The organism is Burkholderia sp. Bp9090 (assembly GCF_003857985.1).
Taxonomy (GTDB): Bacteria; Pseudomonadota; Gammaproteobacteria; order Burkholderiales; family Burkholderiaceae; genus Burkholderia.
This window is the reverse complement of sequence record NZ_QTPV01000003.1, coordinates 214,196-240,578: the sequence shown is the minus strand read 5'-3', so window position 1 is coordinate 240,578 and position 26,383 is coordinate 214,196. Positions and strand designations below refer to the sequence as shown.

Sequence of the window (26,383 nt, the reverse complement as noted above, 5' to 3'; positions counted from 1 at the left end):
GTACGCGCGCCCCGTATAACCGATCCGTTCATCATGTCCCGAGCGCCGCATATTCCATTCGCGCTGAGTCGCGCAAATGCACGACGAAAGTCGAGACAATTCGATCGCGCGTTGAGCCGGCCAAACACCTATCCCCACCCCGCGGGCCGGATCGAGCGGATCGAAACCCATCTGTCCGTCGTTTATCTGGCCGGGCGCTATGCGTACAAGCGCATCAAGCCGGTGCACTTCACCTTCGTCGATCTCACGCGGCCTGCACAGCGGCGCCGCTGCGCGCTCGCGGAGTGCACGCTCAATCGGCCGTTCGCCGGCCCGCTGTACCTGGGTGTCTGGCCGCTCGTCCCGCACGGCCGGCGATGCGCGTTCGCCGCACCGGTGCCGACCGGCGGGCGCCGGCGCCGGCAGCAGACAGTACCGGGCGAGTACGTGGTGCGCATGCGCCGGTTCGACGCGCAGGCGATGTTGTCGGTTCGCAGCGCATCGCGCGACGACGGTCTGGCGGATGCGGAGGCCCTCGCGGATACGCTGGCCCACCATCATCTGCACGCGCCGCACCGTGCGCCGCGCGGCCATCCCGGCAGCGCGGCGAGCGTCGCGGCCCAATGCCGGCCGTTGCTCGACACGCTCGACGTCACGGTACCGGACGAAGCCGCGCTGCGCGCCTGGTACGAAGCCGAACTGGCCCGCATCGCACCGCGGCTCGCCGATCGACATGCGCGCGGTTTCGTGCGCGCGTGCCACGGCGACCTGCATCTCGAGAACATCGTGCGCTGGCGGAACCGGATCCTGATGTTCGACTGCGTCGAATTCGACGACGCGCTGCGCTGGATCGACGTGGCGAGCGATCTCGCGTTCGCGCTGATGGATTTCTCCGCCCACGGACGCGAGGATTGCGCCCACCGCCTCCTTTCCGGCTGGCTGGCCCGCACGGGCGACCACGCGGCACTGGGCGTGCTGCCGTGCTACTTCGTCTACCGTGCGCTGGTGCGCGCGCTGACCGCCCGGCTGCGCGGCGACGCGGCGGCACGCGCCCGCTATCTGCGCATTGCGTCGGCGATGGCCGGTGCGCGACGCGATGCGCAACCTGCGCTGCTCCTGTGTCACGGGGTTTCCGGTTCGGGCAAGTCGCTGGCGAGCCGTGCGCTGGCCGAGCGGCTCGGCGCCATCCGCTTGTCCAGCGACGTCGAGCGCAAGCGCCTGGCCGGGGCATCGGCCGGCACCCGCCTGCCCGCCGTTGCCTATTCGGACACGGCGATCGACGAGATCTACGATCGCCTGCTTTCGGAGGCGCGCGTGGTCATCGACAGCGGCTACACGGCAATCGTCGACGCGACGTTCCTGCGCCGGTGCAACCGGACGGCGTTCATCGCGCTCGCCGCACGGCTCGGCGTGCGCGTCGCGATGCTCGATTTCACCGCGAGCCGGGCGACGCTCGCCGCGCGCGTCGCTGCCCGGGCGGCACGCGGACGCGATGCCTCCGATGCCGATGCCGCCGTGCTGGCCCGGCAGATCGAGCATGCCGATCCGCTGACCGAAGCCGAAGCAGCGATCGCGATTCGTTTCGACACCGATTGCGATGCCGTCGCGTATGAAAGCGGCGCGTTCTGGGCGCCGTTGCTCGCCGCGCTGCACGCGTAGGCGCGCGGCGCGAATCCCTCGGACAAGCGGCCCGGCCCGCGCCGGGCGCCGGCCCCGCGGCGTCACGCGCGGAAACGCTGCTCCTCGATCTGCTGCAGCTTGCCGACTTCCGCGACGCTGCCGAGCAGCCCCGCGAGATGCCCGACGATATCGTCGAGCGTCACGATGCCGACGAGGCGGCCTGCATCGTCGACGACCGGCAGTCTCCGAATGCCCGACCGGCGCATCTCATCGAGCGCGACGCCGATCTCGTCCGTGTCGGACACGACGACGAGACCCCGCGACATGATCTGGCCGGCCGTCACGTCGCCCGGATCGTCGCCGCGGGCCATCACCTCGATCACCAGGTCGCGGTCGGTGACCAGGCCGATCGGAATGGCTTCGCCATCACGGTACTCGATCACGACGATGTCGCCGACATGCGCGTGCCGCATGCGATCGGCCAGTTCGAACGCACTGCATTCGACCGTGCACGATTCGACCGGTCGGGTACTGATTCTTCCAATGTGCATGATGAAGCTCCCGTTGTCCTTTGCGTGGACGATACGCATGCGCGCCGCCTCGCGGCGACGCATGTTTCCCGAGTTCAGGGTAAGCGCGGCGCCCTGGGCGGGCTTGACGCACGTCAATGTGCCGTACGCCGTCGGGCCGACAAGGCGCGGACGGCGAGGCGGCGGCCATCCATGATCTGCCTCAACGGCCGCGCATGTGCCACCGCTAACGTGACGGTATGTCGTGACGTTCGATGCCGGCCGCACCGCTGGCCGCCAACGCCACCTCCGTCCCGCGGATTCCGTCGCCATGACCTACGCATTGATTCTGGTGAACTTCGCCGTGTTCATCGCCGAGGCGAGCGGCTGGCCGGTGCTCATCGACCTGTTCGCGCTATGGCCGCCCGCCCGATCGGGCGCGCCGGCGACACCGGATTTCCACGTCTGGCAGTTGCTGACCTATAGCGTGCTGCATGCCAGTCTCGCCCATGTCGCGTTCAACATGTTCGGGCTCTACATGTTCGGACGCGATGTCGAACGCGTGCTCGGGCGCGCACGCTTTCTCGCGCTCTATCTGGCGAGCGTGCTGGCCGGCGCGATCGCGCAGCTCGGGGTGATGCGTGCCCTGCCGCCCGCCGACGCACCGACCGTCGGTGCGTCGGCCGGCGTTTTCGGCGCGCTGATCGCCTACGCCGTGCTGTTTCCGAGACGGCGCGTCGTGCTGCTGTTCCCGCCGGTACCGATGCCCGCCTGGCTCTTCGCGGCCGGCTATGCACTGACCGAATTGCTGTCCGGCCTCAGCGGCGACACGAGCGGCGTCGCGCATTTCGCCCACCTCGGGGGGATGCTCGGCGCGCTCGTGTGCCTCGCCTTCTGGCGAAAACGCGCGGGCATGCGTGCGTGACGCCTGTTCCCGCCGATGGCGGGAGCGAGCCCTAGATGCTGAGATATCCCTGGAACAGCCACGGCGGGCCGGTTCTCTCGCCTGTCGCGCGACCGCTCGCGGCGGGCACGCAGATGCCCGAGAAACCGGGCGACCCGTCCTGCCAGAACGACGGCACGAACGAAAATTCGCCGTTGACCGTCACCACGAAGTCGCGATTGAACTGCGACGGCCCGAAAATCGTCACCTCGCGGAAGAACGACGCGGCCTCGTCGCGCGCCGTGCTGCGCGCGGCAAGCAGCCCCCTGACGTCATAACGCGCCGGCAGCGTGTAGACCTTCCCGCCGCGCTCGACCGCTTCCGCCTCCGTGAAAACGAGTTCCACACCCGGGTACGGCAACCGGTAAGGCTCCCGACAGATCGGGCCGTCCGGCCCGAGCGCGAGCGGCGGATGAGCCCAGAGCGAAAGCGACAGCGGGCTCGTGCGCTGGGCGAAGTATTCCGAAAGCCAGTTCATGGTCAGTCCTCCCGTGAACGGTCATTGACGTCGGGTTGCGGAGCTTGTCTGCCGGATCGACGCGGTCGCGTCGACGGTTCGTCCAGCGTCGCACGCCCCGCCGCGCGACGCTTGATGCCGATCAAGCACGCGCCCGACATGCGGCCCGAGCGGTCAGCGGCCGAACGTGCGGGTATGGTCGTCGTAGTCGAACAGTCCCGCGTAGCGCCCCCAGTCGATCACGACCCTCAGCGCCTGGTCGGCGCTGCGCGGATCGAGATGATCCTCGAGTTCGAGCTCGAAACGCTCGCGCGGCGCGCGGTGCCCCTCGCGTTCGCCCAGCACTTCGTCGATATGCCCGGCGAGCGGCACGAACCGGACGACATGCTCGCGAAACAGACGCCGCCGGGCGTCGTCGTCGCTTTGCGCGAACACGTGACCCGCGGCACTCAGCCGGATGCTCCGGTCGTGCCATTCGGCAAACGCGAGCAGATGGAGCGCGGCCGCCGTCGAATACAGCGCGTCGACCCGGAGCGCGAGCGCCGATGCGATCGTGCCGAGCTCGGCATGCCCCTCGTACGGCGCGGCAGCGAGCGTGTCGACGAATCCGGCGAGATGGTGGCTCGACACGTCGGGCAGCTTCATGGCCAGCGCGCTGCCCGTCGCTTCCCGGCCTGCCGTCGCGTCGGTGATGCGTGCCGTCAGCGTCGCATAGATCTTGCCGGCGATCGCCTGAACGGCCGGATCATGCCGACTGCGCGGACGCGGCAGCGGCACGTTCAGCGTTGCCTCGATGCGCGCCGGACCGGCGCCGAGCACCAGGATGCGATCGCACATGAGCACGGCTTCCTCGATGTTGTGCGTCACCATCAGCACCGACCGGGTCGACAGCTGGTGCGCGTCCCACAGGTCGAGAAAATCCGTGCGCAGCGTTTCCGCGGTCAGCACGTCGAGCGCCGAGAACGGTTCGTCCATCAACATCAGCGCGGGCTCGCTGACGAGCGCGCGGGCGAAACCGACCCGCTGGCGCATGCCGCCCGACAGTTCGCGGGGAAACGCCGATTCGAACCCGTCGAGCCCGATCAGCTCGATCGCGGCGGCCGCGCGTGCGCGCGCGTCGCCCGGCGCGAGGCCCAGCGCGTCGAGGCCGAGCTCGACGTTTTCGATGACGGTCAGCCACGGGTACAGCGCAAAGGTCTGGAACACCACCGCGATGCCGTCGGTCGGGCCGGCGAGCGGCGCACCGCGATACGCGACCGTGCCGGACGAGGGCTTGACGAGCCCGCCGGCGATCCTCAGCAGCGTGGACTTGCCCGAGCCGGAGCGGCCCAGCAGCCCGAGGATCTCGCCTTCATGCAGCGCGAGATCGATATCGGCCAGCACGTGCAGCGGCTCGCCGGACGGCTTCGTGAACGATTTGCATACGGCCCGCATCTCGAGCACGACCGCCGCCGGGTCCGAAGCCGGCGCGGCCGCGCTCGCGACGTTCCCTTCCGTGTATTCGCTGAGGTTCGGCACACGGGTCTCCCGTGAATAAATGATCGGTGGAGGGCTCAATCGAGCCGCGTGCGGCGCTCCGCGAACGCGTACATCGGGCGCCACACGAGCCGATTGGTCGCGATCACGAGCAACGACATCGCGGCCACGCCGAGCGCGATGCGCGGATAGTCGCCGGCGTCGGTCATCCGCGCGATATAGGCGCCGAGTCCGCCGGCATCCAGGCGTGTGCCGCCCCAGCTCACCGCTTCGGCGACGATGCTCGCGTTCCATGCGCCGCCCGACGCGGTAATCGCGCCGGTCACGAAGTACGGCAGGACGCCCGGCAGCATGACGTGACGCCACCAGGTCGGCGGCCGCACCCGGAAGCAGGCGGCCGCTTCGCGCAGGTCGGCCGGGAACGCGCTCGCACCGGCGATCACGTTGAACAGGACGTACCATTGCGCGCCCAATATCATCAGCGGGCACAGCCAGATGTCGGGGTCGAGCCGCAGGCGCACGATCGCGAACACCGCGACCGGAAACAGCAGGTTGGCCGGAAACGCGGCGAGGAACTGCGTGACCGGCTGGATGCGGGCGGCCACGCCCGGCCGGAGGCCGATCGCGATGCCGATCGGCACCCAGATCGCCGACGCGAGGGTGACCAGCACGGTCACGCGGACGAACGTGAGCCCGCCTGCGCTGGCGACGGCGCGCAGGTCCGTCCAGGTCAGCGTCGCGCGTCCGAGCCGGAACAGTTCGTACGCCGCATACGCGCATCCCGCGCCGCACGCCGCGAACCAGAGCACGTCGCCCATGTGTCGCGGCAGCGCGACCCGGCCGCGCCATGCCGGCATGAACCCGCGCAGCCGCGCGCGCGCCGCCCGACGCAGCACCGCCCGGACCGGGCCGACCGCACGGCCGATCCATCGCGATCGGTGGAACAGGTCGAGCATCCAGCTGCGCGGCCCGACCGTGGGCGCGGCATCGCCATAGCGGAACCGTTCCGACCATGCGACCAGCGGCCTGAACAGCAACTGGTCGTACAGGACGATCGCGACGCTCATCGCGACGATCGCCCAGCCCACGGCGGCGAGGTCGCGGCTCGCGATCGCCTGCGCGACGTAGGCGCCGACGCCCGGCAGGTCGACGTGCAGGTTGCCGACCGCGATCGCCTCGGACGCGACCACGAAAAACCAGCCGCCCGACATCGACATCATCGCGTTCCAGACGAGTCCCGGCATCGCGAACGGCACGTCGAGGCGCCAGAAACGCTGCCATGCGGACAGCCGGAAGCTGCGGCTCGCCTCGTCGAGATCGAGCGGCACCGTGCGCAGCGCCTGATAGAAGCTGAACGTCATGTTCCAGGCCTGGCTGGTGAAGATCGCGAAGATCGCTGCGCACTCGGCGCCGAGGATGCGCCCCGGAAACAGCGACAGGAAGAACAGCACCGTCAACGACAGGTAGCCGAGGATCGGCACCGACTGCAGCACGTCGAGCAGCGGGATCAACACGCGCTCGGCGCGACGGCTGCGCGCGGCCGCGGTCGCGTAGACGAACGTGAAGACGATCGACGCGAGCAGTGCCGCGAACATGCGCGCGACCGTGCGCAGCGTGTAGCCCGGCAGCGCCGCGGGCGACAGCGAAATCGCCGGGGGCTGCGCCACCGCCAGCGGGCCGGCCATCTGGTGCGCCGCGATGCCGGCCAGCAACAGGAAACCGACCACGATCAGCGTCGCGACGATGTCCCGCCAGCCCGGCACGGGCAGCGTCCAGCGCCCGCCCCGCAATACCTCAGCATGGTGCTCCACGACGCCTCTCCCGCCGATGATGGCGGTTCATCTTCCCGGGTGGGGCGGCCGGCGGGCTTGACCTGCGTCAACCGCCCTGCATTGCCCGGCGCCACGATCGCAGCGAGTCCTGCCGCGCAACGGCCACCGGTCAGGAGCATCCCGATGACACCCGTTCCGGCCACGCCGTACCACACCGACGAGCGCGCCTGCGTCGGCTCACGCGGCGGGGTATGCGTTCGCGAGCGCCTCGACGAACGCGTCGAGGCGCTCCGGCGCGAGCCGGTTGATGCCGGCCGCCCCTTCCCGGCCGCCGCCCTCCGGAAATGCGCGACAAAGACGATCTGCGCCGTACGGTGCGGCGACCGGCGCGCGAACGCTGACGGTGTACCCACCCGAGGCCGACAACGTCAGCACCGCGTGAGCGCGTGCCGCGTCACCACGCGCGAGCCGATTGGCGAAAACGCCGCGCACGCGACGCGCCCAGCGCGTGTCGGGGAGGATATAGACGTCCGCCCCCGGCAGCGCGATGTTCGCGCGCTGTCGCTCCGCAAGCGTGATATCGCGTCGCCGGTTGGCGTCGAGCCGCCGCGCGAGGGGCGACCTCGCGAACTCGAGCGGGTTCGCATATTGCCGCACCGCCGCATACACGGCCGGCGGCGGCATGAAGAGGTCGTCCGGGCAATCGCCGTAGCCGTTGTAGTTGACGGATTCGCCGAGCACCTGCAGACGGTAGGCATCGGCATCCGTCAGGCCGCAGGCGGCGGCGAGCCTGCCGGCCACGCCGACGAGATTGTCGCCATAGGCACCGACCACCGCCCAGAGTCGCTGCCGGCCCGCCAGGTATCGGTCGACGATGACGCTCGTACAGGTATCCGGCGCCGTGTCGATATGCGTGCGAAGGTGCGGATGAGCGGGCACGGCGGCGGCCATGTGGTGATCGAAATAGTCGATGTCGACCCCGCGCGCCAGCAGCGCGTCGAGTGCCGCGCGGTTCACGTCGAGAGAAATGTCCAGGACGGTGACGATGTCGCCTCGGGCGGCCGGCACGCGCGCGAGCAGCGCGATGTCGCGCTTGGGACCCGTCACGAGCACCGACTCGGCCGGCATCTCGAGCCGCAGCTGCTGAAGCGAACAGATGCCGTCCGCATCACCGTTGAACACGTCAAAGCGCGTCATGATTCGCGCCGCGCGATAACTGCATGAATCGAGGTAGCCATGCCATGGAACGACTCCCTTTCAGCCCGTTTGCCTTCGCCTCGTGTCGCGCCTTCGGCGAACGGATCGCGGCCCGTCTCGGCGTCACGCCCGCCGCGCACGAGGAACGTCCGTTCGAGGACGGCGAACACGAGACGCGCGCGCACCTCCTCGCAACAGAAGCGATGGCGCGCGGCCGGCCGGGATGCGTGCACCGTTCATGCCGCTTGCTGCCCCGCGTGCGTGTCCGGCCGGGCATTCTCCTGCGCGACCAGTGCCGCCAGCGCCGGAGAAATCGCCGGCTGCAGCGGCATGACGGGCGCCAGTGCACGCATCGGATCGGGCAGCGTGGACAGTTCGCGCATTGCGTGAATGCGGCTCTCGCCGAGCGTGGGGGCCGCGAGTCGCGCCCCTCCGATCATGACGGGCCGCAACAGCGGCGTTCCGTCGATGCGCTCGCCGTCGAGTCCGAGGCTGTCGGCGGCGATTCGCCCATCCGGGCCGTATTGCCGGAACACCTGCTTGCGGCCGGGCAGCGTGGCCTTGCCCTCCGAACGTTTGCAGCGCGCCCGGCCCGCATACTCGACGAGCTTGTACGCGCAGTCGAGACACGGTGCGTCCGCCGACGTGCTCATCCGCGTGCCGATTCCGAAACCGTCGATCGGCGCGTGCTGCCGGACGAGTTCCCGCAGCCGGATTTCATCGAGATTGCCGCTCGCGAAGATCGTCGCTTCCGTCAGGCCGCCATGGTCGAAAATCGCGCGCACGTTGCGCGCGTGCGCCGCCAGATCGCCGCTGTCGATCCGGACGCCCTTGATGCGCACGTTGTCGAGCGCAAGCCGCCGCGCCAGTTCGACGACCTTGTGCGCCGCGTGCTCCGTATCGTACGTATCGATCAGCAGCACCGCGTTATCCGGCTGCGATCGGGCGAAATGCTCGAACGCGAGCGCTTCGTCGTCGTGCGCCTGGACGTATGAATGCGCCATCGTGCCGTACACGGGAATGTCGTAGCGCAAGCCGGCGAGCAGGGTCGCCGTGCCGGAGAATCCTGCCAGGTAGCTGGCCCGCGCGGACAGCATCGCCGCCTCCGCGCCATGCGCGCGCCGCAGGCCGAAATCGACCAGCAACCTGCCATGCGCGACGAGCGTGGCGCGTGCGGCCTTGCTTGCAACCAGCGTCGCGTAATGGAGCAGGTTCATCACGCGGCTCTCGACGAACTGCGCCTCGCGAAGCGGCGCCGTGATCCGCAGGATCGGTTCGTCGGCGAAAAACACCGTGCCTTCCGGCATCGCGTCGACCGTACCGGTAAAGCGCAAGCCGGCGAGCGACGCGAGGAAATCCGCTCGCAAGCGCCCGGTCGCGGCCAGTCGCTCAAGGCCGGCGGCCGTAAAGCGCAGGCCCTCCAGATAGTCGAGGACGAGCTCCAGTCCCGCCGCCATCAGGAATGCCCGCTGCTCGGGCAGCGCCCGTACGAAGAACTCGAAGCTGGCCATGTCGTTCATTCCGGCATCGAACGCGGCCTGCATCATCGTCAGTTCATACCAATCCGTCAGCAGCGCGTCGTCGATGCCAGCGTCCGGCCAGGATCCGTTCATCATGCGCCCTCCCGCGTCGCTCGCGCGCAATCGTGCAACCGGTACCCGGCCGCTGCGATCTGGAGCAGCGTCGCTTCCGTCATTGCGGCGCGGGTCCCGGACTCGCCGGGACCGCGGTCCACACGCCATTGCACGACGCGACATACGGATAGTATCCGCGCGGGTCCTCGACCGCGCTGTCACCGCGTACGCTCCCTCGGCGCGAAATGGCGAAAGTCCCGCCCGTGGAAATCCTGGCGGGGAACATGGCGTGCATGCTGCGCATGTGCCGGCTGCGTCGGCACGCAACATGCGGCCGCGCACGGCACAAGCACGCGGCTTGCGCGTCTGAGCCTGTTCATGGTCGTCATTCTTCGCGGAGATGCGATCCATCGTATTGAGGCCGTGCCCCGCGGCCTTGACCGGGATCAACGCATGCCCGCGGCCCGGCGGGACGCCGGCGACGCGGCATTCGCAGGCGCCAGGTCATGCCGCGCGCGCAGGTTTCGTGTCGCCGTGCTTGCCGATGCGCATGCGGTGCAGACGACGGTGAGCAGCACCGTCCGTCAGTACGTGAACGTGTCCGATTTCTTCATTTCGACCCATGTCATTCCGCTTCGCAGTCCCTCCAGCGCTGCCTCGCGCTCGGTCGCGAATACCCGGTGATGCGGGAAGACATGCTCGCACTTGCAGTCGGGTGAGCGAACCGTCACGTGGACACGGCAGCGGTACCCGCCGGACTCGACGCCAACCGTTTCGATCTCCACGGTCCAGTCCGCTTCGTTCAATTCACCGGAAATCGTCATGATTACCCCCTTACCTTGCCGTGCGAGCGCAAGCTGCTTCCCTCATCGGTCGCGCCACGCCGCGAGCCGCGATGGCGTTCGCGCGCGCCCGAAGGGCGCATCGCACCGGCATCGAGACCGCCGCTGCGCGATGCGCGGCGCGACGGAAGCCGGAACCGGCCGGATCAGCCACGCTGCTTCTCCTCGAAATACGGCTGGCGGGCCGCCACGAGCCGCAACTCGTCGAGCAGCGCCGCGGCCGCGCGCAGCAGATCGTCGAGCGAGACAATGCCGACCAGTTCGCCGTCTCCGCCGACGACCGGCAATCGACGGACGCCATGCTGGCGCATCCGCTTCGCGAGCAGCCAGATGTCGTCGTCGACGTTCGCGGTCGCGACGGGCGCCGACATGATGTCACCGACGAACAGCGAGCCGGCCTGCGCATCGGGGCTGACGACCGTCAGCACGATGTCGCGATCGGTCACGACACCGACCGGCACGCATCGCCCCTCCTGTTCGCGCACGACGATCAGATCGCCGGCGTGCGCGCCACGCATCATTTCCGCCGCCTCGACGACGGTTGCTCGTGCCGAACACATTGCAACATCGCGGGTACAGAGCATCGCGGCATTCATGTTCGTTCTCCCGGCCGGGGCGAGGCGGACCATCGATCGATGTCCGCCGCCGCCCGAACCATCATGCAACCGTAAGTTGATCGACCACGTTGCGCACGCCCGGCGCCGACCACGCGGCATGGAAGGCAAGCCGCCGTTCGCCCAGCGAGCCCACCTGGCCCGTCAACGTCACGCAACCGTCCTGGACGGTAATGCCGACGTGTGCGGCCTCTTCCGTTGCATGCCGAATCAAGGCCGCCTGGATCTTGCCCGCGATGTCGGATTGCGTCGGATGCGGCCGGACGTGGATCTCGTTGATGATCCGGGTGACGCCGCGCAGCCGCTCGACGGCCCGCTCCGCCTCCTGCATCTGGTAGCTCCACATCACCTCGCCCGACAGCGTCACGCACCCGTTCTCGACCGTCACGTGCACGGCCTGCTCGCCAAGCCCCGCATCCCACATCAGGAGCGAGCGCGCTGCAATGGCGACGTCCTCGTCCGAGCGATGCTTGCCGTCGTCCGTTTGCACCTCGAGTTCCAGCACGATGCCGCGCACGCCTTCGATACGCTCGACGGCCTTGCGCACCGCGACCTTTTCCAGATAGCTGGCGACGTGCCCAGTCAACGTCACGATGCGTTCGTGCACTTCGACGCCGATGCGCACCGCATCGATCGACGGGTCCCACTCGAGTTCCTGCTCGACGTCCTTCTTCAGCGCGCTGTCGCTTTTCATGGCCATCGACTCCTGTCCGCAATCGATGAAAACAACGGTAATTCCCGCTGCACCGCGTGGAATTGATACAGGTCAGCGCGCGGCGTGGTGAGCGATCGCGACCGATGTCTCCGCTGCGATCGCACGAAACCCGGTCCTTACGTCGACATTGCGCCCCTGCCAGGCGCGATCGCGCCTGGCGAGTCGCGATACCATCCGGCGCCCGTCGGGCGACAGGCGGGCGGGCGCCTCGGCAAGCGATGCCGCATCCAGTCGAACGAGACCGCGATCGGCGAGGCAGCGCAGGTCGGCGGGGTCGCCCTGCTGGCGCCGCGGCTCGCTGGCGAGCACCATCAGGATCGCGATTTCGTGGGGACTCAGCAGCCAGTCGCCGCCGGCGTCGATCGGGTGATGCTGGCGATGCGCGGCAGCCGACAAGCGCAGCGCCGATGCTTCGGAACGGGAAATGATCTGGCGATTCGACGTGTTCGTAAACAAGGCGGGCATGATGGTGTCCGGATCATGAACGTGAAGACGCAGAAGTCACGGGACATGTCGATCGCGGTCGACATGCGAGAACGTCAATATCCGCTCCTGCCGGGCAAGCGTTCTTGATGCAGGTCATCCGGAAGACGCGAGCAATCGAAACGTTCCCCGCCGTGGAGTGGGAAGCGTTCAAGGCGTTGGTGGCCTCGCTCGACCAGGCCGGCCGGCTGCGCCCCCGAGCGGTTCCGCCGCGTTGGACGCGAGCACTGCGAGCGCCGCGCGGCGGCCGAGTTCGAACAGCGCTGCAATCGATGTATCGGAAAAATCGAAGTCGCGCGCGAAAGTGTCCGTGGCTCCGGCGAGGCCATTCAGCGCGATCCTGAAGACCCGTACGGGCGCACGACTCCCCATGAGTCGGATGTATTCCGGGAGTTGTCGCATGCGGGCCGCCGTTTCGGGATCAAGCTGGCAGGTTATACGTTCGACGAGATCGCGAAAGTCGTTCTCGTTTTCCTCGAACCGCAGGTCGTTACGAACCCGATCGGCATAGACGATCTCGTCGCGCCGCAGCATGACCTCGATCAGGTTCGATGGCAACGGGCGCGACCCTGAAAACAAATCGACAACAAACACGCGCCCTGCTATCCGCCCGCACCGTTCGATCACGAGATCGAGCGGCGAGTTGCTGATGATGCCGCCGTCCCAGTAAGCGCGGCCGTCGATGCGCGTCCACGGCATCGCGGGCGGCAGGCTACCGCTGGCGAGCAGGTGCTCGGGCGTGATGCGATCGACATAGCTGTCGAAGATGCGCCGCTCCCCGCTTTCCACGTCCACGGCTCCAAGCAGCAGGCGCGTCGCGCTGCCCGCCAGGGCGTCGAAATCGACATGGCGGCGCAGTAGCGCGAGCATCGGCTGCGTGTCATAGCAGCTCGTCCACCACGTAGCAAAGCCGGACGGCGGAATCCCGTCAGGCCACCAGTGCGGCCGAAGGAAATTCGGAACGCCGAACAGCGCGATATGCCACGCGAGCAACGCATGTCCCGCATAGGCGGACGACGGCACGCCCACCGGACTCCTGATCGACAGCTCGCGCCAGAATGCGTCGAGTGCTTCGGCCGCATGCCCCGGATGGCTCGCTGCGATCGCGCCGTTGAACGCGCCGATCGACACGGCCGCGATCACGTCCGGACGGACGCCCCGCGACTCGAGCGCGGCGATCGCTCCGCTTTCGAATGCGCCGAGCGCACCGCCACCCTGCAGGATCAAGACCGTTTGCGCGGGGAGTTCGCACAGCCGCGATACGTCGTGCGTCACAGCCTCGACTTGCGCGCCGAGATTGACCCGATGGCGTATCGTCTCCTCGGCGGCGGTCATTTCATCCGCGCGGACACCGATCGAGAACATCGCACGCAGGACATGATGTCTCAGATAGAGCAACGAGTACGGAGCATGCGGGAATCGGCCCTGCTCGACGACTTCGGTCGCATCAGCAGCGTTGCCGAGGAAGTTGTACGGTACGTCGAATACACTTCCGTAGAAAATCGATACATCCCGATAGGGCAAGCGCGCACCGCGCATGTTCCTGGCGGCCAAGCGCCCCTGACGCACCGCGTTGTCCCAGTGCTCGATACGCCTCTGCACGCCGAATACCGGATCGCGAAACCGCGCGACGTCGCCGGCCGCATGGACGTCCGGATCCGACGATTGCAGGCATTCGTCGACAAGCACGCCATCCACTGTCGCGATGCCACTGCCCGCGAGAAACCCGCAGTTTGGCTCGACGCCCACGGCAATCACGACGAGGTCGCATTCGATGACGCTGCCGTCGGTGAGCACGGCCGCCTCGATCGAATGCTCTCCGATGAAGCGCTCCACCGTCGTTCCGGTTCGAACGTCGACGCCGCGCGTCGCACACAACCCGGCAAAGTGATCGGATAGCCGAACGGAATTCAGCTGCGGCAACAGCCGCTCGCAGCGCTCGACGAGCGTGACCTCCAGACCGCGCCCGCGCAGCGTGGCCGCCGCCTCGAAACCCGTGAAGCCTCCGCCCACGACGAGCAGGCGTCGTCGCCGGGCGGCGTTGTCGCGAAGCACGAGCGCGTCGTCGAGGTCGTGAAGGTGACCGATGCCCGCCAGCGTCGCCCCCGGCACCGCCAGACGGCGTGGCGACGCACCGGTCGCGATCAGCAGCTTGCCGTAGTGTATCGCGGTGCCATCCTCCAGCCTGACGACATGCGCGCCGCAGTCGACCGACGCGCCCCTCGCCCCTAGGAGCAGATCGATCCTGCGCATCTCGTAGAACCCCGCCGGGTGTATCGCGATTGCCGCCGGGGTGAGGTTTCCTGCGAGAAATTCCTTTGTCAGCGGCTGTCTCTGATACGGCAGCACGTGTTCGCCGCACAGGATCGCGATGCGCGCGGACGGATCTTCGCGCCGCAACGTATGCGCCGCGGACACGCTGGCAATGCCGCCGCCGACCAGCACATGATCGTAGTCGCGCCTGGCCCCGGACTGCGCCGTCACGTTGCCCGCTCCGCGCGCATGTGCCGTTCGCCGGAGGCAAGCCGGCGGGCGATCGAACGCGCAAAACGGGCGAGCTTCCGAGCGGCCAGGCCGCGACCGATATCGCGCCCCGAAATCGCGCACGTCGCGATCGGCCTTTGCCGCGCCAGCGCCTGCATCTGCCCGAATGCAGTGATGTCGCCGCGCAGGCCCATCGTGCAAAAGAATGCGGTCGCGCGCAGTTCGCTCCCGTGCCGCGCGAGCCAGGTCGAAATCGGCGTCGATGCACGGCCCGCCCAGACCGGCGTACCTAGCACGACCACATCGTATGCGGACGGCGAACAGGCTGTTGGCCGAAGGTCCGCGGCACGATCGCGGATCACGTCCGCGAGCGAACGCAGGAAGCCGACGGCCCCCGTCCGCCGCCGATCGTCGGCTTCCCGCAGCCGTTCGCAATCCGCGCCAAGCTCGGCGGCAAGCCGGTGCGCAACCGCCGCCGTCGTTTCACTGCGCGAGTAGAAGACGACGAGCATGCGTCGAGACGTGTCCATGGCCCACTCCGTGCATCCGTCCGGGATCCATGGACCAGCTTATGCACCGGCGATCGGGGCGACACTGATGCAGGTCAACCCGTCGCGGCACAATCCGGCGACAGTAGGCTTGTCCAACTTTCCCGCGATTTTCCGCCCATCCGCCATGTGGTATGACCTGATCGAACGGCAACGGCAATGGTTGCGAACGTGGGGCGCGGCGGCGCGGTTCACGTGCGGTCTTTGGCCCGATGCCGCGGCGGCGTGCTACGCCGACCTTTTCGAACCCCTGCTCGACCTGCATGCCGAGGCACCACGGTTCGCCATCGATTCGATCGACGTGGACGGCCGTCGCATCGACGTCGACGAAACGATCGTCTCGCACACGCCGTTTTGCACGCTGCGCCGCTTCTCGCACGCCGGTGCACAACGCGTGATCCTGCTCTGCGTGCCGCTGGCCGGCCATGCGGCCGTGATGATGCGCGAGACGGTCGAGACCCTGCTGGCCGACGGCGACGTCTGCATCACCGACTGGATCGATGCGCGCGACGTGCCGTGCGACGCGGGCCGATTCGGCCTCGACGAGTACGTGTCGATGCTCGACCGCTTCGTCGATACCCTGCTTGCGGACGCCCGGCCGGTGCACGTCGTCGCCGTCTGTCAGGCAACGTTTCCGTCGCTCGGTGCCATCGCGCTGCGCGCGCAACGCGACGCCGCGCTGCCGGCGAGCCTGACGTTGATCGGCGGCCCGCTCGATGCCCGCATCAATCCGAGTGCGCTCGGCACCGCGGCCCGGTCGCATTCTCTCGACTGGTGTCGCGCCACGCTGATCGATACGGTGCCGCACGGCTTCGCCGGATACGGGCGGCAGGTATTTCCGGCCTATCTGCAGCGCGCCGAGATCGCGGTCACCTACCCGCAACGCTACATGGCGCTGGTCGATCGCTATCGACGAGCGGTGTCGAGCGACGACGCCGACGCACTCGCAACCGCACGCCGCGCACTGCGCGAGTACCTGACGCTCCTCGACATGCCCGCCGAGTATTTCCTCGATACAGTCGACATCGTGTTCCAGCGGGCTTGCCTGGCAAACCGGACGTGGCACGTTCACGGCCAGCGGGTCGAGCCCGCCGCGCTGCGCTCGGTCGTGTTGCTGACCGTCGAAGGCAAGTGCGATGCCGTCACCGGTGCCGGCCAGACCCATGCCGCGCTGGCCATGTGCAGCGGCCTCGCGGCGGATGCCCGGCAACGCGTCGACATCGACGACTGCGACCACTACGGGCTCTTTACCGGCGATCACTGGCACGCCGACGTGCATCCGGTACTGCAAGCGGCGTTCGTCCGGGCCGAACGCGGCTGGCCGCGCTCGTGCGCGGCGTGATGCGCCTTCAACCCGGTGCGGGACCGTCGTGTGCCCATCCGACCCCGTTCATTCCGGCGCCGCACGCTCGCCGGGCGCAGCGCGCTCCGCAGCGGCCACGCGACGCTTGACCGCGATGAAGCTGTCGGGGCTGACGGAAACCGAGTCGATGCCGCACGCCACGAGAAAATCGGCGAACGCCGGATGATCGCTCGGCGCCTGGCCGCACAGGCCGACCTTCGCTCCCGCGTTGCGGGCCGACTCGATCACGCGGGCGATCATCCACTTCACGGCGGCGTTCTGTTCGTCGAACAACCCGGCCAGTTCCGCCGAATCGCGGTCCACGCCAAGCGTCAGTTGGGTCAGATCGTTGCTTCCGATCGAAAAGCCGTCGAAGCGCTGCGCAAACTGGCTCGCGAGGATGACGTTCGACGGGATTTCGCACATCACATAGATCTGCAATCCGTCATCGCCACGCTTCAGGCCGTTGGCGGCCATCACCTCGAGCACGCGGTCCGCCTCGTCGAGCGTCCGGCAGAACGGGATCATCACGACCACGTTCCTGAATCCCATGTCGTTTCGCAGCCGCGCGATGGCCCGGCATTCGAGCGCGAATCCGGCACGATAGCGCGGCGAATAGTAGCGCGACGCACCGCGAAAGCCGAGCATCGGGTTTTCTTCCCGCGGTTCGAACTGCGCGCCGCCGACCAGATGAGCGTACTCATTCGTCTTGAAGTCGCTCATGCGGACGATCACCGGCGCGGGATGACAGACCGCCGCGATACGCGCAAGGCCATGCGCCAGCCGGTCGACGAAATAGTTCGACGGGTCGTCATAGCCCGCCGTCAGGGCAGCGATCGCGCGCTTCGCATGCGCGTCCGTCAGCGCATCGTAGTGGGCCAGCGCCATCGGGTGAACCTTGATATGGTTGCTGATCACGAACTCCATGCGCGCGAGCCCGACGCCGTCGGCAGGCAGTCGCCACCACCTGAACGCCGCGGCCGGATTCGCGAGGTTCAGCATGACCTGCGTACGGGTAGCCGGCAGGTCGGTCAGGTCGATCGCCTCCACGTCGTATTGCGCGATGCCTTCGTACACGAACCCGGCCTCGCCCTCCGCGCACGATACCGTCACTTCCTGCTGATCGTGCAGCATGCGGGTCGCATTGCCGGTGCCGACGATGGCCGGCAATCCCAGTTCGCGGCTCACGATCGCGGCATGCGACGTGCGGCCGCCATGATCGGTGACGATCGCCGCGGCGCGGCGCATCACCGGCACCCAGTCCGGATCCGTCGTGCGCGTCACCAGTACCGCGCCATCGACGAATCGCCCCATGTCGCGCGGACTGTCGATCACACATACGCTGCCGACCGCGATCGCCTCGCCGACACTGACGCCGGTGAGCAGCTTGCGGCCGGCCCGACCAAGTCGATAGGTCTTGATGGCGCTGGCCTCGCGCCGGGACTGCACCGTTTCGGGACGTGCCTGCACGACGAACAGTTCTCCGCTTACGCCGTCCTTTGCCCACTCGATGTCCATCGGCTGGCCATAGTGCGCCTCGATCGCGCAGGCCCAGTTCGCAAGCGCCAGGATGTCGCGGTCCGCCAGCACGAAGGTGGCACGCTCGGCTTTCGAGGTCGGCACGTTGCGGGTCGGTGCATGCTCGTCGCGCGCATAGATCAGCTTGCGTGCCTTGCCGCCGAGCGTCTTGCCGATGACGGGCGTGCACGCCGGATCGCCGAGCAACGGTTTGAACACCTCATATTCGTCGGGATCCACGGTGCCCTGCACGACATTCTCGCCAAGCCCCCACGCCGCGTTGATCAGCACCACCTTGTCGAATCCTGTTTCCGTGTCGAGCGAAAACATCACGCCGGCCGCGCCGAGGTCCGAACGCACCATCCGCTGCACGCCGATCGACAGCGCGACGCGCAAATGATCGAAACCCTTTTCTTCGCGGTAGGCGATCGCCCGGTCGGTAAACAGCGACGCATAGCACCGTCGGCAAGCCGCGAGCAACGCATGCTCGCCGCGCACGTTCAGGTAGGTTTCCTGCTGACCCGCGAAGCTCGCGTCGGGAAGATCCTCGGCGGTCGCGCTCGACCGGACGGCGACATCGACGTCGTCGCTGCCGGCCTCGCGGCACAGTTGCCGATACGCGTCCCGGATCGCGTCGGCGATGTCGTCGGGCCAGTCTCCGTGGAGGATCGCCTGCCGGATCGACGCACCGGCCTCGGCAAGCGACATCTTGCGTGCGCCGAACGCTTCGAGCGTGCTGCCGATGGCCTGCCTCAACCCGTTCGCATCGATGAAGCGCCAGTACGCATCCGCGGTCGAAGCGAACCCGGGTGGCACGCTCACGCCCCGTGCGGACAGGTTGGCGATCAGTTCGCCCAACGACGCATTCTTGCCGCCGACGCGCGCCACGTCGCCGCGTCGCAGATCGTCGAACCAGACGATGTGTGATTTTCCGTGATCCATGACGAGCCCTCCGATGGTCGCGGCCGAGCCGCGAGCGACAGGCGCGGGCCGGCAGTGGCCGGCGCGGTCGGCCGAACACGTTCATCGTGGCTCGGCGCGTCGGCGTCTCCCGTGACCTGCATCAAGAACGGCGCTGCATCGCACCCGGCTTCGCCCGGGGCGGCTTTCCCGCTGCGGTTCGTTCGCTTGCTGCAAGAAATCGACGGGTTTCCGATCGATCGCCCATCGCACTAATCTGCAACACACTTTCAACCAATCGAACAAGAATCGACGAAAAAATGGGCGAGCAAAATCTCCGGTTCGCCATTAAAATGCACCGCTTGGTTAATTTCTACAGCTAACCAGGCTGCACGATCAGGACCTGCGAAGCCCGCGCATGCATGCCGTGCGGCGCCTTCTCCACGTGTTCGAACGGGGCCACCCACGGCGCCCTCTTCCCGCCTGTCGATGCAGCCCGGCGCAAACGGATAAGAAGACACTCATGTCCAAGCAATCCCCTGCAGAGCCGATTCGTGCTTCCGCCCGCATCGGCCTGACCGCCGCGGGCGCGGTCTCGCTGCTCCTCGGCCTTTATTTCGTCATCGGCGGCGGCATGCTCGTCGCCCGTGGCGGGAGCGCGTACTACCTGCTGGCCGGGCTCGCCCTGTGCGCGACCGGCGTCCAGCTCGCCCGGCGCCGCGCCAGTGCGGTCGCGATCTACCTCGTGATGCTGATCGCCACGGCGCTGTGGGCCGTGTGGGAAGTCGGCTTCGCGTTCTGGCCGCTCAACGCGCGGATCTTCATGTTCTCGATGATCGGCATGCTGCTCGCGCCGGCCTGGCCGCTGCTGCGCCGTGCCGAAGGCAAGGCACCCGCACGCGGCATGGCATGGGGCATCGCCGCACTCCTGCTCGCCTGCAACGGCGCATTCGTCTACGGCATGTTCGTGCCGCACGGCACGTTCGGCACCGAGACGCCCGTGCCGGCGGCCGGCAATGCAGGCACCGACGACTGGACGGCCTACGGTCACTCGGACGGCGGCGACCGCTTCACGCGCTACGCGCAGATCGATCGCGACACGGTGAAGCACCTGCAGGTCGCGTGGACGTTCCGCACCGGCGACACGCCGCACAGCCCGGACGGCGGCGGCTCGGAAGATCAGCAAACCCCGCTGCAGGTCGGCAAGACGCTGTTCCTGTGCTCGCCGCACAACACCGTGATCGCCGTGGATGCCGCGACGGGCACGGAGAAGTGGCGCCATGCGTTCCCGACCAAGACGACGGTCTGGGTGCGCTGCCGCGGCCTCGCGTACTTCGATGCGGACAAGCCGCTCGTGCAGCCGACCGTCGCCGGATCGACGCCGGTCCTGCCGGTCGCCGCGTCCGGGGATCCGGCCGTGTGCCGCCGCCGCATTTTCATGAACACGATCGACGCGAAGCTCGTCGCGCTCGATGCGGACACCGGCAAGCCGTGCGACGGCTTCGGCGATCACGGCATCGTCGACCTGAAGGCCGGCCTCGGTAACGCGAAGAGCCCGTTGTACCAGCTCACGTCCCCGCCGACGGTCGCGGGCACGACGGTGGTCACGGGCGGCCGTGTCGCCGACAACGTGTCGCTCGACATGCCCGGCGGCGTGATCCGCGGCTTCGACGTGATGACCGGCAAGATGAAGTGGGCATTCGATCCGGGCAATCCGGACGATCACGCGCAGCCGGCGCAAGGCAAGACCTTCGTGCGCTCGACGCCGAACGTGTGGGCGCCGATGACCTACGATGCGACGTCGAACACGATCTACATGCCGGTGGGCAACGCGGCGATCGACCTGTGGGGCGTGAAGCGCACCGCGCTCGACGAGAAATACGGCGCGTCCCTCCTCGCGCTCGACGCCACGACGGGCGCGGAAAAGTGGCACTTCCAGACGGTCCACCACGACCTCTGGGACTACGACGTGCCGATGCAGCCGACGCTGATCGAGTTCCCCGCGGAAGGCGGCAAGCGCGTGCCGGCGCTGATCGTCGGCACCAAGATGGGCCAGCTGTTCGTGCTCGACCGCGTGACCGGCATGCCGCTGACGCAGGTCGTCGAACATCCGGTCAAGACCGCGTCGATTCCGAACGAGCCGTATTCGAAGACCCAGCCGCTGTCCGTCGGCATGCCGCAGATCGGCGCCGACGTGCTCAAGGATTCGGACATGTGGGGCGTCACGCCGATCGACCAGCTGATGTGCCGCGTGATCTTTCGCGGCATGCGCTACGACGGCCTCTTCACCGCGCCGGACACCGATCGCTCGCTCAGCTTCCCGGGTTCGCTCGGCGGCATGAACTGGGGCGGCCTGTCGTACGATCCGAACGCGGACATGATCTACGTGAACGACATGCGGCTGGGCCTCTGGGTCCATCTGGAGCAGGAGAAGAACCGCGGCGGCGCTTCCGACGGCAACGAATCGGTGAACGCGGGCATGGGTGCCGTGCCGCTCGGCGGCACGCCGTACTCGGTGCTGAAGGACCGCTTCCTCTCGCCGATCGGCATCCCGTGCCAGAAGCCGCCGTTCGGCAGCCTCACCGCGGTCGACCTGAAGACCCGCCGCATCGCATGGCAAGTCCCGCTCGGTACCGTGAAGGACACGCGCCTTCACGGCGTGCAGATGAACATGCCGTCACCGATCGGCATGCCCACCATCGGCGGCTCGCTGACGACCGGCGGCGGTCTCGTGTTCTTCGCCGCAACGCAGGACTACTACCTGCGCGCGTTCGACAGCTCGACGGGCAAGGAACTGTGGAAGGCACGGTTGCCGGTCGGGAGCCAGGGCACGCCGATGAGCTATACAATCGGCGGCAAGCAGTACATCGTCATCTCTGCAGGCGGCGCGCGCCAGTCGCCCGATCGGGGCGACTACGTGGTGGCTTACGCCCTGCCCGACAGCAAGTAAGCGCCGGAATCGACCGGATCGCGTGCGGGACGGGGCGGCGAGGGTTGCCGCACCATCCCGCATTCAGCGCGTCACCTCACTGTCTTGACTGCATGCTACCGTTGTCCATGACTCATTCCTTTCCCGCTTCCCGCATCCGAAATCACGACCTCACGCCGGGACGCCGCCGATCGCGCCGGCCGGCGGCCGTCACACGTTTCGCACTGCGCATCGGTGCGGCCGCAACGGCCATTGCCGCACACGCGCCGGCGGCCCATGCGCAAAGCAGCGTGACGCTGTACGGCACGATCGACACGAGCATCGAGATCACGAATCCCGGCGCGGGTTACGTCGCCCGGATGGATTCCGGCGCGTATCGCGGCTCGCGCATCGGCGTGCGCGGCGCGGAGGATATCGGCAACGGCGTGAAGATCCTGTTCGATCTCGAGAACGGCTTCGGCTCGGCGGACGGCACCCTGGCCGCCGCCAACACGTTGTTCAACCGCCAGGCCTGGATCGGCGTGAGCTCACGCTACGGCACGGTGCGGGTCGGCCGTCAGTATTCGCCGATCTACATCCCGTTCAAGGGGCAGCTCGATGCGTTCGGGGCCGGCACGATCGCGTCGGGGCTGAACAATCTGTCGAAAATCACGCCGTACGAAAGCAATGCGATCACGTATCTGTCCCCCGAGGTGCACGGCTTTTCGACCACGATCATGGCGTCGTTGCGCGACGCGAAGGACGGTGACGGCAACGGGCTGGCAGGCCACATCGAGACGTTCGCCTGGCATGACGGCCCGCTGCGCATTTCGTACGCACACCAGCAAACCCACGGCAGCGGCGCACTGCGCGCCAACCTCGGCGGCGTGTCCTATGCGTTCGGCCCGGTGACGGCCTTCCTGTCGTACTTCAATGGCGACGGCGGAACGCCGCGATATCACGGCGACGGCGTGTCGGCTTCCGCACGCTACGCGGTGAACGCGCGTTTTCGCGCGTCGCTGGGTTATACGTGGCTGCGCGACCGGTCGGGCCGCGACAACGATGCCGACCAGTTCAGCGCGGCGTGTGAATACGATGTGTCGAAGCGGGTGCTGGTCTATGCGAGTGCCGCGTGGCTTCACAACCGCGGCCAGGCCACCTACACGCTGAGAGGCGTGAACGTGACCGGCCTCACGCCTTCGTGGCCGGGTGCGTCGGTGCGCGGTATCCAGTTCGGCGTGATCGATCGCTTCTAGAAGAAGCGCACGTCCGCGGCCGATGTCGCGATCGACGCGACGCGCCCCTTTCACTAAAAGAATTTCGCAAGCCACCCCGGCGCCGCCGCGCGATCGAACACCACGTGCAGCTCCGGGCTGAACGAGCCGAATTCAAGCCCGTGCCGCGTCGCCAGCAGCGTCAGTGCCTGGCTCGTATAAAACGAAATATGCCCGTTGCGCGGCACGCAGTACCACCATTGCTCGATCCCGCGCGCGAGGATCTCCGGCGTGATCAGTGACGTCTGGAACAGCAGTGCGCCGGCAGGCGCCCGGTAGCGGATGATGTCGGCGAACAGGCTTCGAGGATCCGGATGATGCTCGAAGACCTCGAACGACAGGATCGAATCGAACTGCCCCTGCGGCGCGTCGGGATGGCTGAATGGATCATACGAAGTCACATCCGCGAAGCCGCGCGCGGACAACTTCTTTTCCAGCAGCCCGAGCCCCGAGCCGAAATCGAGAATGCGGGTCTCGCGCATCGACGGAAAGCTCGTGCAGATCAGGTCGGCGTGCTGCTGCGGACGATGCTCGAGATACTCCGGATCGTGGCGCGCGTAGTCGTCGTTGTACACGTGACGCGCAAAATCGTCGTGCGTCCAGCGGTCGAAGGCCGGCGTACACGTGAATCCGCATTGCCGGCACGCGTAGTAGTAGATCGGCACGCCCACGAACGGATCGACCTTTTTCCCGGCGATCATGTCGGCGCCGCAGCGCGAAAAATCGACCACGCCGCAGATGTCCGCGTCGGCGCCGCACACCTTGCAGGCGATCGTCGCCGGATGGTTGGCCGGAATGTCAATCATGTTGCAGTCCCCTGGTTGGCTTCAGGCGTACGCGCCACCCGCTCGGTCACGTCGCCCCGGCGCCCCGGCGCCGTCTGCCGGAACGGCGTGGCCGACGGCTACCGCGGCGAATCGTCCCGATCCGCGCACGATACCCGGTTTCCGGCGAACATTTGTTAAATAGCTTGAATAGCCGACATCCGGTCGACAATTTGCCTTAACATCCGGCCACACGATCGACCACGGGCTTCAGCAAGGACCGCGGTCACCATTTTCAGCGGCGCGAAAACGGGCGCGGCTTTCATTCGAACGGACGGACCGACCATGTTCCAATCACCAGGAGACTCCTTCGTCGGCGGCTCGCTGCTCGGCCTGTGCGTCGAGGTGCCGCTCGCCGTGCTCGTTTCGCTGATGATGCATGGCGTCGACTGGACCGGGCCGCGCATCGCGATGCTCGTCGCGACGCCGGTGCTGATCGCGTGCACCGTGCTGCTGACCCGCCCGGTGGCATTCAGCACCGTATGGAAGCACAAGCGCTCGCCGTTCGAGCTGGACGACAATGTGCGCGCGTCGATCTACGGCCGGCTGACCGGCATCGCGCTCGGCCTGGTGTTCGGCATCATGGTCGCGACGACGTTCGCCTGAGCGACGTGTCCTGATTCGGTCCGCGCGGGCCGGATTCGCGCCGGGCGCGCCCGCTCCGGCGCCTGCGCGTCCCTGTCGCGGCACGAGCGTCGGGATCCGCCAGCCGCGCAACCGCACGCGCGACGACCGGCCGTTCGCCGCGCAGGCGGCCGACCATGCGATCTCACGCCACGGCGGATTCGCCCTTGCCGCGCCCGCGCATCACCTACCGGCGTTTGAAGCGCCGGTCGCGCATCACGCCGACGCCACCAGCGCGTTGAACGACGTATCCCAGAACGGCGCGACGTTCGCCGGCCCATCCAGCACGCCGATTCGCGCGAATACGTCCGCGACTCGTTGATGCTGCGCGATCACGTCGGGCGTGACGGGCAGCAGTGCGTAGTCGTCGCTGCGCTGCGCGAACATCGCCTCGAGATCGGCAACCGGCACGCGCGTTTCGCCGTTCTGCGCGCGCGCATACGCGCCGAAATGCCCGTTCGCCCACGCGTACGCGCGCTGGAACCGCAGCAGCAGATCGCCGGTCGCCGCGCGCCGGCGCGGGTCGTCCAGCGTGCGCGGGTTCGCATAGATCGGGAAATTGCCGGACAGATAGCCCTTGCCCGTCTTCAGCACGCGCGCCCCGTAACGGTTGCGCGCGAGCTGGCCGTTGTAGCCGTAGATCGCCCACGCGTCGAGGTCGCCGCGGTCGTACGCGGACAACCCGTCGGTCGGCGACAGGTTGATCGGATGGATGTCGTCGAAACCGAGGCCGGCCTCCGCGAGCTGCCGGTACAGGAAATAGTGCGACGTCGTCGCGCGCACGTAGCCGACGCGCTTGCCCTTCAGGTCCGCGATGCCGAGGATCGGCGTGTCCTTGCGCGCGAGCGTGACCTGGTTGTTCAGATCCTCCCGCGTACGCGAGATGAACCGGACGCTGGCCTTCTGGCGTGCGGCGAACACCGCGGGAATCTCGCTGCCCGAGCCGATGTCGAGCGCATCCGCGTTCAGCGCCTCGATGTGCAGCACGCCGTTGTTGAGCTCGCGCCACTCGATCCGGTATGGCGTGTCGCCCAGGCCGGCCGCCTGCAGCAGCGCGCGCCAGCCGCCCTTGTAGGTCGCGACGCGCAGCGTGGTGCCGGCAAGATCGGCGTTGACGGTCGGCGCGGCAAGCGCGACCCGCGCGACCACGGGGCCCGCCGCGATCGCGGCGCCGGCGAGCAGCAGGCGGCGGCGTGCCGCCGAAGTTGACGCCATCGGATACTCCTGTCGATTGAACGGTAAAGGGAAAAAGGAAGCCGCCGTGCGCGACGGCCGACGTGCGTCAATGCAGCGAAGGAAAACCGTGGCGCTCGGCGAGCAGGTCGAGGATGCGGCGCGGGTCGGTGACGAAGCGCGTCGTGCCGAGCGCTTGCGCGTCGTCCGGCGCCGGTTGCGCGCTACCGAGCACGAGCACCGGCAGGCCCTGATGCGCGTCGTCGAGCACGTCGATCACCGCGTGCCGCGGCCGTTCGAAACCGACCCGGCGCACGTCGAGGCGGCCGGCCCGCTCGGGCGCGCTCGCGAGCAGGCCTTCGATCGCCAGTCCGTGAGGACAGACGAAGTGTCGGCCCGGATACTTCGGATCGGCAAAGCCCGGTTCCAGCAGAAACAACACATCCCGACTCATTTCACACGGCTCCCATATTCGTGGTTCGACCGGGCTGCACGCTGCGTGCGCTGCGCCCGGCGCTGGCCGGCTCGCGGCCGGATGCCCGACTCTACTGCCTTGCATCGCGCGGCCCTACCAACGTTTTGCGGAATCGATATGCAGGTGTGCCTA

The 26,383-nt window shown here is 67.8% G+C and carries 23 protein-coding genes; 6 read left to right on the top strand and 17 right to left on the bottom strand.

The genetic code is table 11. The features are described 5' to 3' along the window. The first annotated feature begins 33 nt into the window (after nt 1–33). Nucleotides 34–1,638: a bifunctional aminoglycoside phosphotransferase/ATP-binding protein gene (locus DIE16_RS04580; RefSeq protein ID WP_124645768.1), complete on the top strand. Its 1,605-nt coding sequence runs from the start codon at nt 34–36 to the stop codon at nt 1,636–1,638. 62 nt (nt 1,639–1,700) lie between these two features. On the opposite strand, the gene DIE16_RS04575 is transcribed toward DIE16_RS04580, so the two are convergent. Then, a complete protein-coding gene (locus DIE16_RS04575) occupies nt 1,701–2,150 on the bottom strand; it encodes a CBS domain-containing protein (protein ID WP_124519761.1) in 450 nt (149 codons plus the stop codon). Nucleotides 2,151–2,439: 289 nt separating this feature from the next. Between DIE16_RS04575 and DIE16_RS04570 the strand changes: the two genes are divergently transcribed. After that, the gene (locus DIE16_RS04570) at nt 2,440–3,033 is read left to right on the top strand and encodes a rhomboid family intramembrane serine protease (RefSeq protein WP_124891950.1); all 594 of its coding nucleotides are present in this window, start codon (nt 2,440–2,442) and stop codon (nt 3,031–3,033) included. Nucleotides 3,034–3,064: 31 nt separating this feature from the next. Here DIE16_RS04570 and DIE16_RS04565 read toward each other — a convergent pair whose 3' ends face one another. The 12 genes from DIE16_RS04565 to DIE16_RS04505 form a co-directional block, all read right to left on the bottom strand. Further along, the gene (locus DIE16_RS04565; protein ID WP_124570371.1) at nt 3,065–3,529 is read right to left on the bottom strand and encodes a hypothetical protein; all 465 of its coding nucleotides are present in this window, start codon (nt 3,527–3,529) and stop codon (nt 3,065–3,067) included. A 153-nt stretch (nt 3,530–3,682) separates the two neighbouring features. Next, entirely contained in the window at nt 3,683–4,942 is a 1,260-nt protein-coding gene (locus DIE16_RS04560) for a nitrate/sulfonate/bicarbonate ABC transporter ATP-binding protein (protein ID WP_185640832.1), read from the bottom strand. A gap of 119 nt (nt 4,943–5,061) precedes the next feature. Further along, entirely contained in the window at nt 5,062–6,795 is a 1,734-nt protein-coding gene (locus DIE16_RS04555; protein WP_124891900.1) for an ABC transporter permease subunit, read from the bottom strand. Between the two features lie 198 nt (nt 6,796–6,993). After that, nucleotides 6,994–7,953: an acetyltransferase gene (locus DIE16_RS04550; RefSeq protein ID WP_124891899.1), complete on the bottom strand. Its 960-nt coding sequence runs from the start codon at nt 7,951–7,953 to the stop codon at nt 6,994–6,996. Continuing rightward, complete coding sequence (locus DIE16_RS36505) at nt 7,950–8,123, bottom strand: hypothetical protein (RefSeq protein WP_185641226.1); 174 nt, start codon at nt 8,121–8,123, stop codon at nt 7,950–7,952. Before DIE16_RS36505 ends, DIE16_RS04550 begins: the two co-directional genes overlap by 4 nt. Nucleotides 8,124–8,189: 66 nt before the next feature. Further along, nucleotides 8,190–9,566 (bottom strand): nicotinate phosphoribosyltransferase, encoded by a 1,377-nt coding sequence (locus DIE16_RS04540; RefSeq protein ID WP_124891949.1) that lies wholly within the window; start codon nt 9,564–9,566, stop codon nt 8,190–8,192. Between the two features lie 545 nt (nt 9,567–10,111). Then, nucleotides 10,112–10,351: a hypothetical protein gene (locus DIE16_RS04530; protein WP_124519755.1), complete on the bottom strand. Its 240-nt coding sequence runs from the start codon at nt 10,349–10,351 to the stop codon at nt 10,112–10,114. Between the two features lie 164 nt (nt 10,352–10,515). Continuing rightward, nucleotides 10,516–10,965, bottom strand: coding sequence for a CBS domain-containing protein (locus DIE16_RS04525; protein WP_124519754.1), 450 nt, complete (start codon nt 10,963–10,965; stop codon nt 10,516–10,518). Between the two features lie 61 nt (nt 10,966–11,026). Continuing rightward, a complete protein-coding gene (locus DIE16_RS04520) occupies nt 11,027–11,677 on the bottom strand; it encodes a BON domain-containing protein (protein ID WP_124528591.1) in 651 nt (216 codons plus the stop codon). Between the two features lie 72 nt (nt 11,678–11,749). Continuing rightward, nucleotides 11,750–12,163: a hypothetical protein gene (locus tag DIE16_RS04515; RefSeq protein ID WP_124570368.1), complete on the bottom strand. Its 414-nt coding sequence runs from the start codon at nt 12,161–12,163 to the stop codon at nt 11,750–11,752. Nucleotides 12,164–12,331: 168 nt separating this feature from the next. Beyond that, complete coding sequence (locus DIE16_RS04510; protein ID WP_124891898.1) at nt 12,332–14,665, bottom strand: FAD-dependent oxidoreductase; 2,334 nt, start codon at nt 14,663–14,665, stop codon at nt 12,332–12,334. Continuing rightward, nucleotides 14,662–15,177, bottom strand: a complete 516-nt coding sequence (locus DIE16_RS04505) for a flavodoxin domain-containing protein (protein WP_260427850.1) — start codon at nt 15,175–15,177, stop codon at nt 14,662–14,664. The genes DIE16_RS04510 and DIE16_RS04505 overlap by 4 nt, the downstream gene beginning before the upstream one ends. A 163-nt stretch (nt 15,178–15,340) precedes the next feature. Here DIE16_RS04505 and phaZ point away from each other — a divergent pair, with 163 nt between their 5' ends. Then, on the top strand, nt 15,341–16,555 hold the full coding sequence (gene phaZ, locus DIE16_RS04500; protein WP_124891948.1) for a polyhydroxyalkanoate depolymerase: 1,215 nt from the start codon (nt 15,341–15,343) through the stop codon (nt 16,553–16,555). Nucleotides 16,556–16,603: 48 nt separating this feature from the next. Here the strand turns inward: phaZ and ppsA are convergent, their stop codons facing one another. Beyond that, nucleotides 16,604–19,015 carry a phosphoenolpyruvate synthase gene (gene ppsA / locus DIE16_RS04495; RefSeq protein ID WP_124570366.1) on the bottom strand — a complete coding sequence of 804 codons (2,412 nt, stop codon included), beginning with the start codon at nt 19,013–19,015 and terminating at the stop codon, nt 16,604–16,606. Between the two features lie 481 nt (nt 19,016–19,496). On the opposite strand from ppsA, the gene DIE16_RS04490 reads away from it, so the two are divergent. Both DIE16_RS04490 and DIE16_RS04485 read left to right on the top strand, forming a co-directional pair. Then, on the top strand, nt 19,497–21,923 hold the full coding sequence (locus DIE16_RS04490; protein WP_124891897.1) for a membrane-bound PQQ-dependent dehydrogenase, glucose/quinate/shikimate family: 2,427 nt from the start codon (nt 19,497–19,499) through the stop codon (nt 21,921–21,923). A gap of 92 nt (nt 21,924–22,015) precedes the next feature. Next, on the top strand, nt 22,016–23,137 hold the full coding sequence (locus tag DIE16_RS04485; RefSeq protein WP_124891896.1) for a porin: 1,122 nt from the start codon (nt 22,016–22,018) through the stop codon (nt 23,135–23,137). Nucleotides 23,138–23,190: 53 nt separating this feature from the next. Here DIE16_RS04485 and DIE16_RS04480 read toward each other — a convergent pair whose 3' ends face one another. Continuing rightward, nucleotides 23,191–23,961, bottom strand: a complete 771-nt coding sequence (locus tag DIE16_RS04480; protein WP_124570363.1) for a class I SAM-dependent methyltransferase — start codon at nt 23,959–23,961, stop codon at nt 23,191–23,193. Between the two features lie 303 nt (nt 23,962–24,264). Between DIE16_RS04480 and DIE16_RS04475 the strand changes: the two genes are divergently transcribed. Continuing rightward, a complete protein-coding gene (locus DIE16_RS04475) occupies nt 24,265–24,585 on the top strand; it encodes a hypothetical protein (protein WP_044846518.1) in 321 nt (106 codons plus the stop codon). A 234-nt stretch (nt 24,586–24,819) separates the two neighbouring features. Here DIE16_RS04475 and DIE16_RS04470 read toward each other — a convergent pair whose 3' ends face one another. Both DIE16_RS04470 and DIE16_RS04465 read right to left on the bottom strand, forming a co-directional pair. Further along, on the bottom strand, nt 24,820–25,818 hold the full coding sequence (locus DIE16_RS04470; RefSeq protein ID WP_124891895.1) for an ABC transporter substrate-binding protein: 999 nt from the start codon (nt 25,816–25,818) through the stop codon (nt 24,820–24,822). Between the two features lie 67 nt (nt 25,819–25,885). Continuing rightward, nucleotides 25,886–26,230: a DUF3088 domain-containing protein gene (locus tag DIE16_RS04465; protein ID WP_044846516.1), complete on the bottom strand. Its 345-nt coding sequence runs from the start codon at nt 26,228–26,230 to the stop codon at nt 25,886–25,888. Between the last annotated feature and the right edge of the window lie 153 nt (nt 26,231–26,383).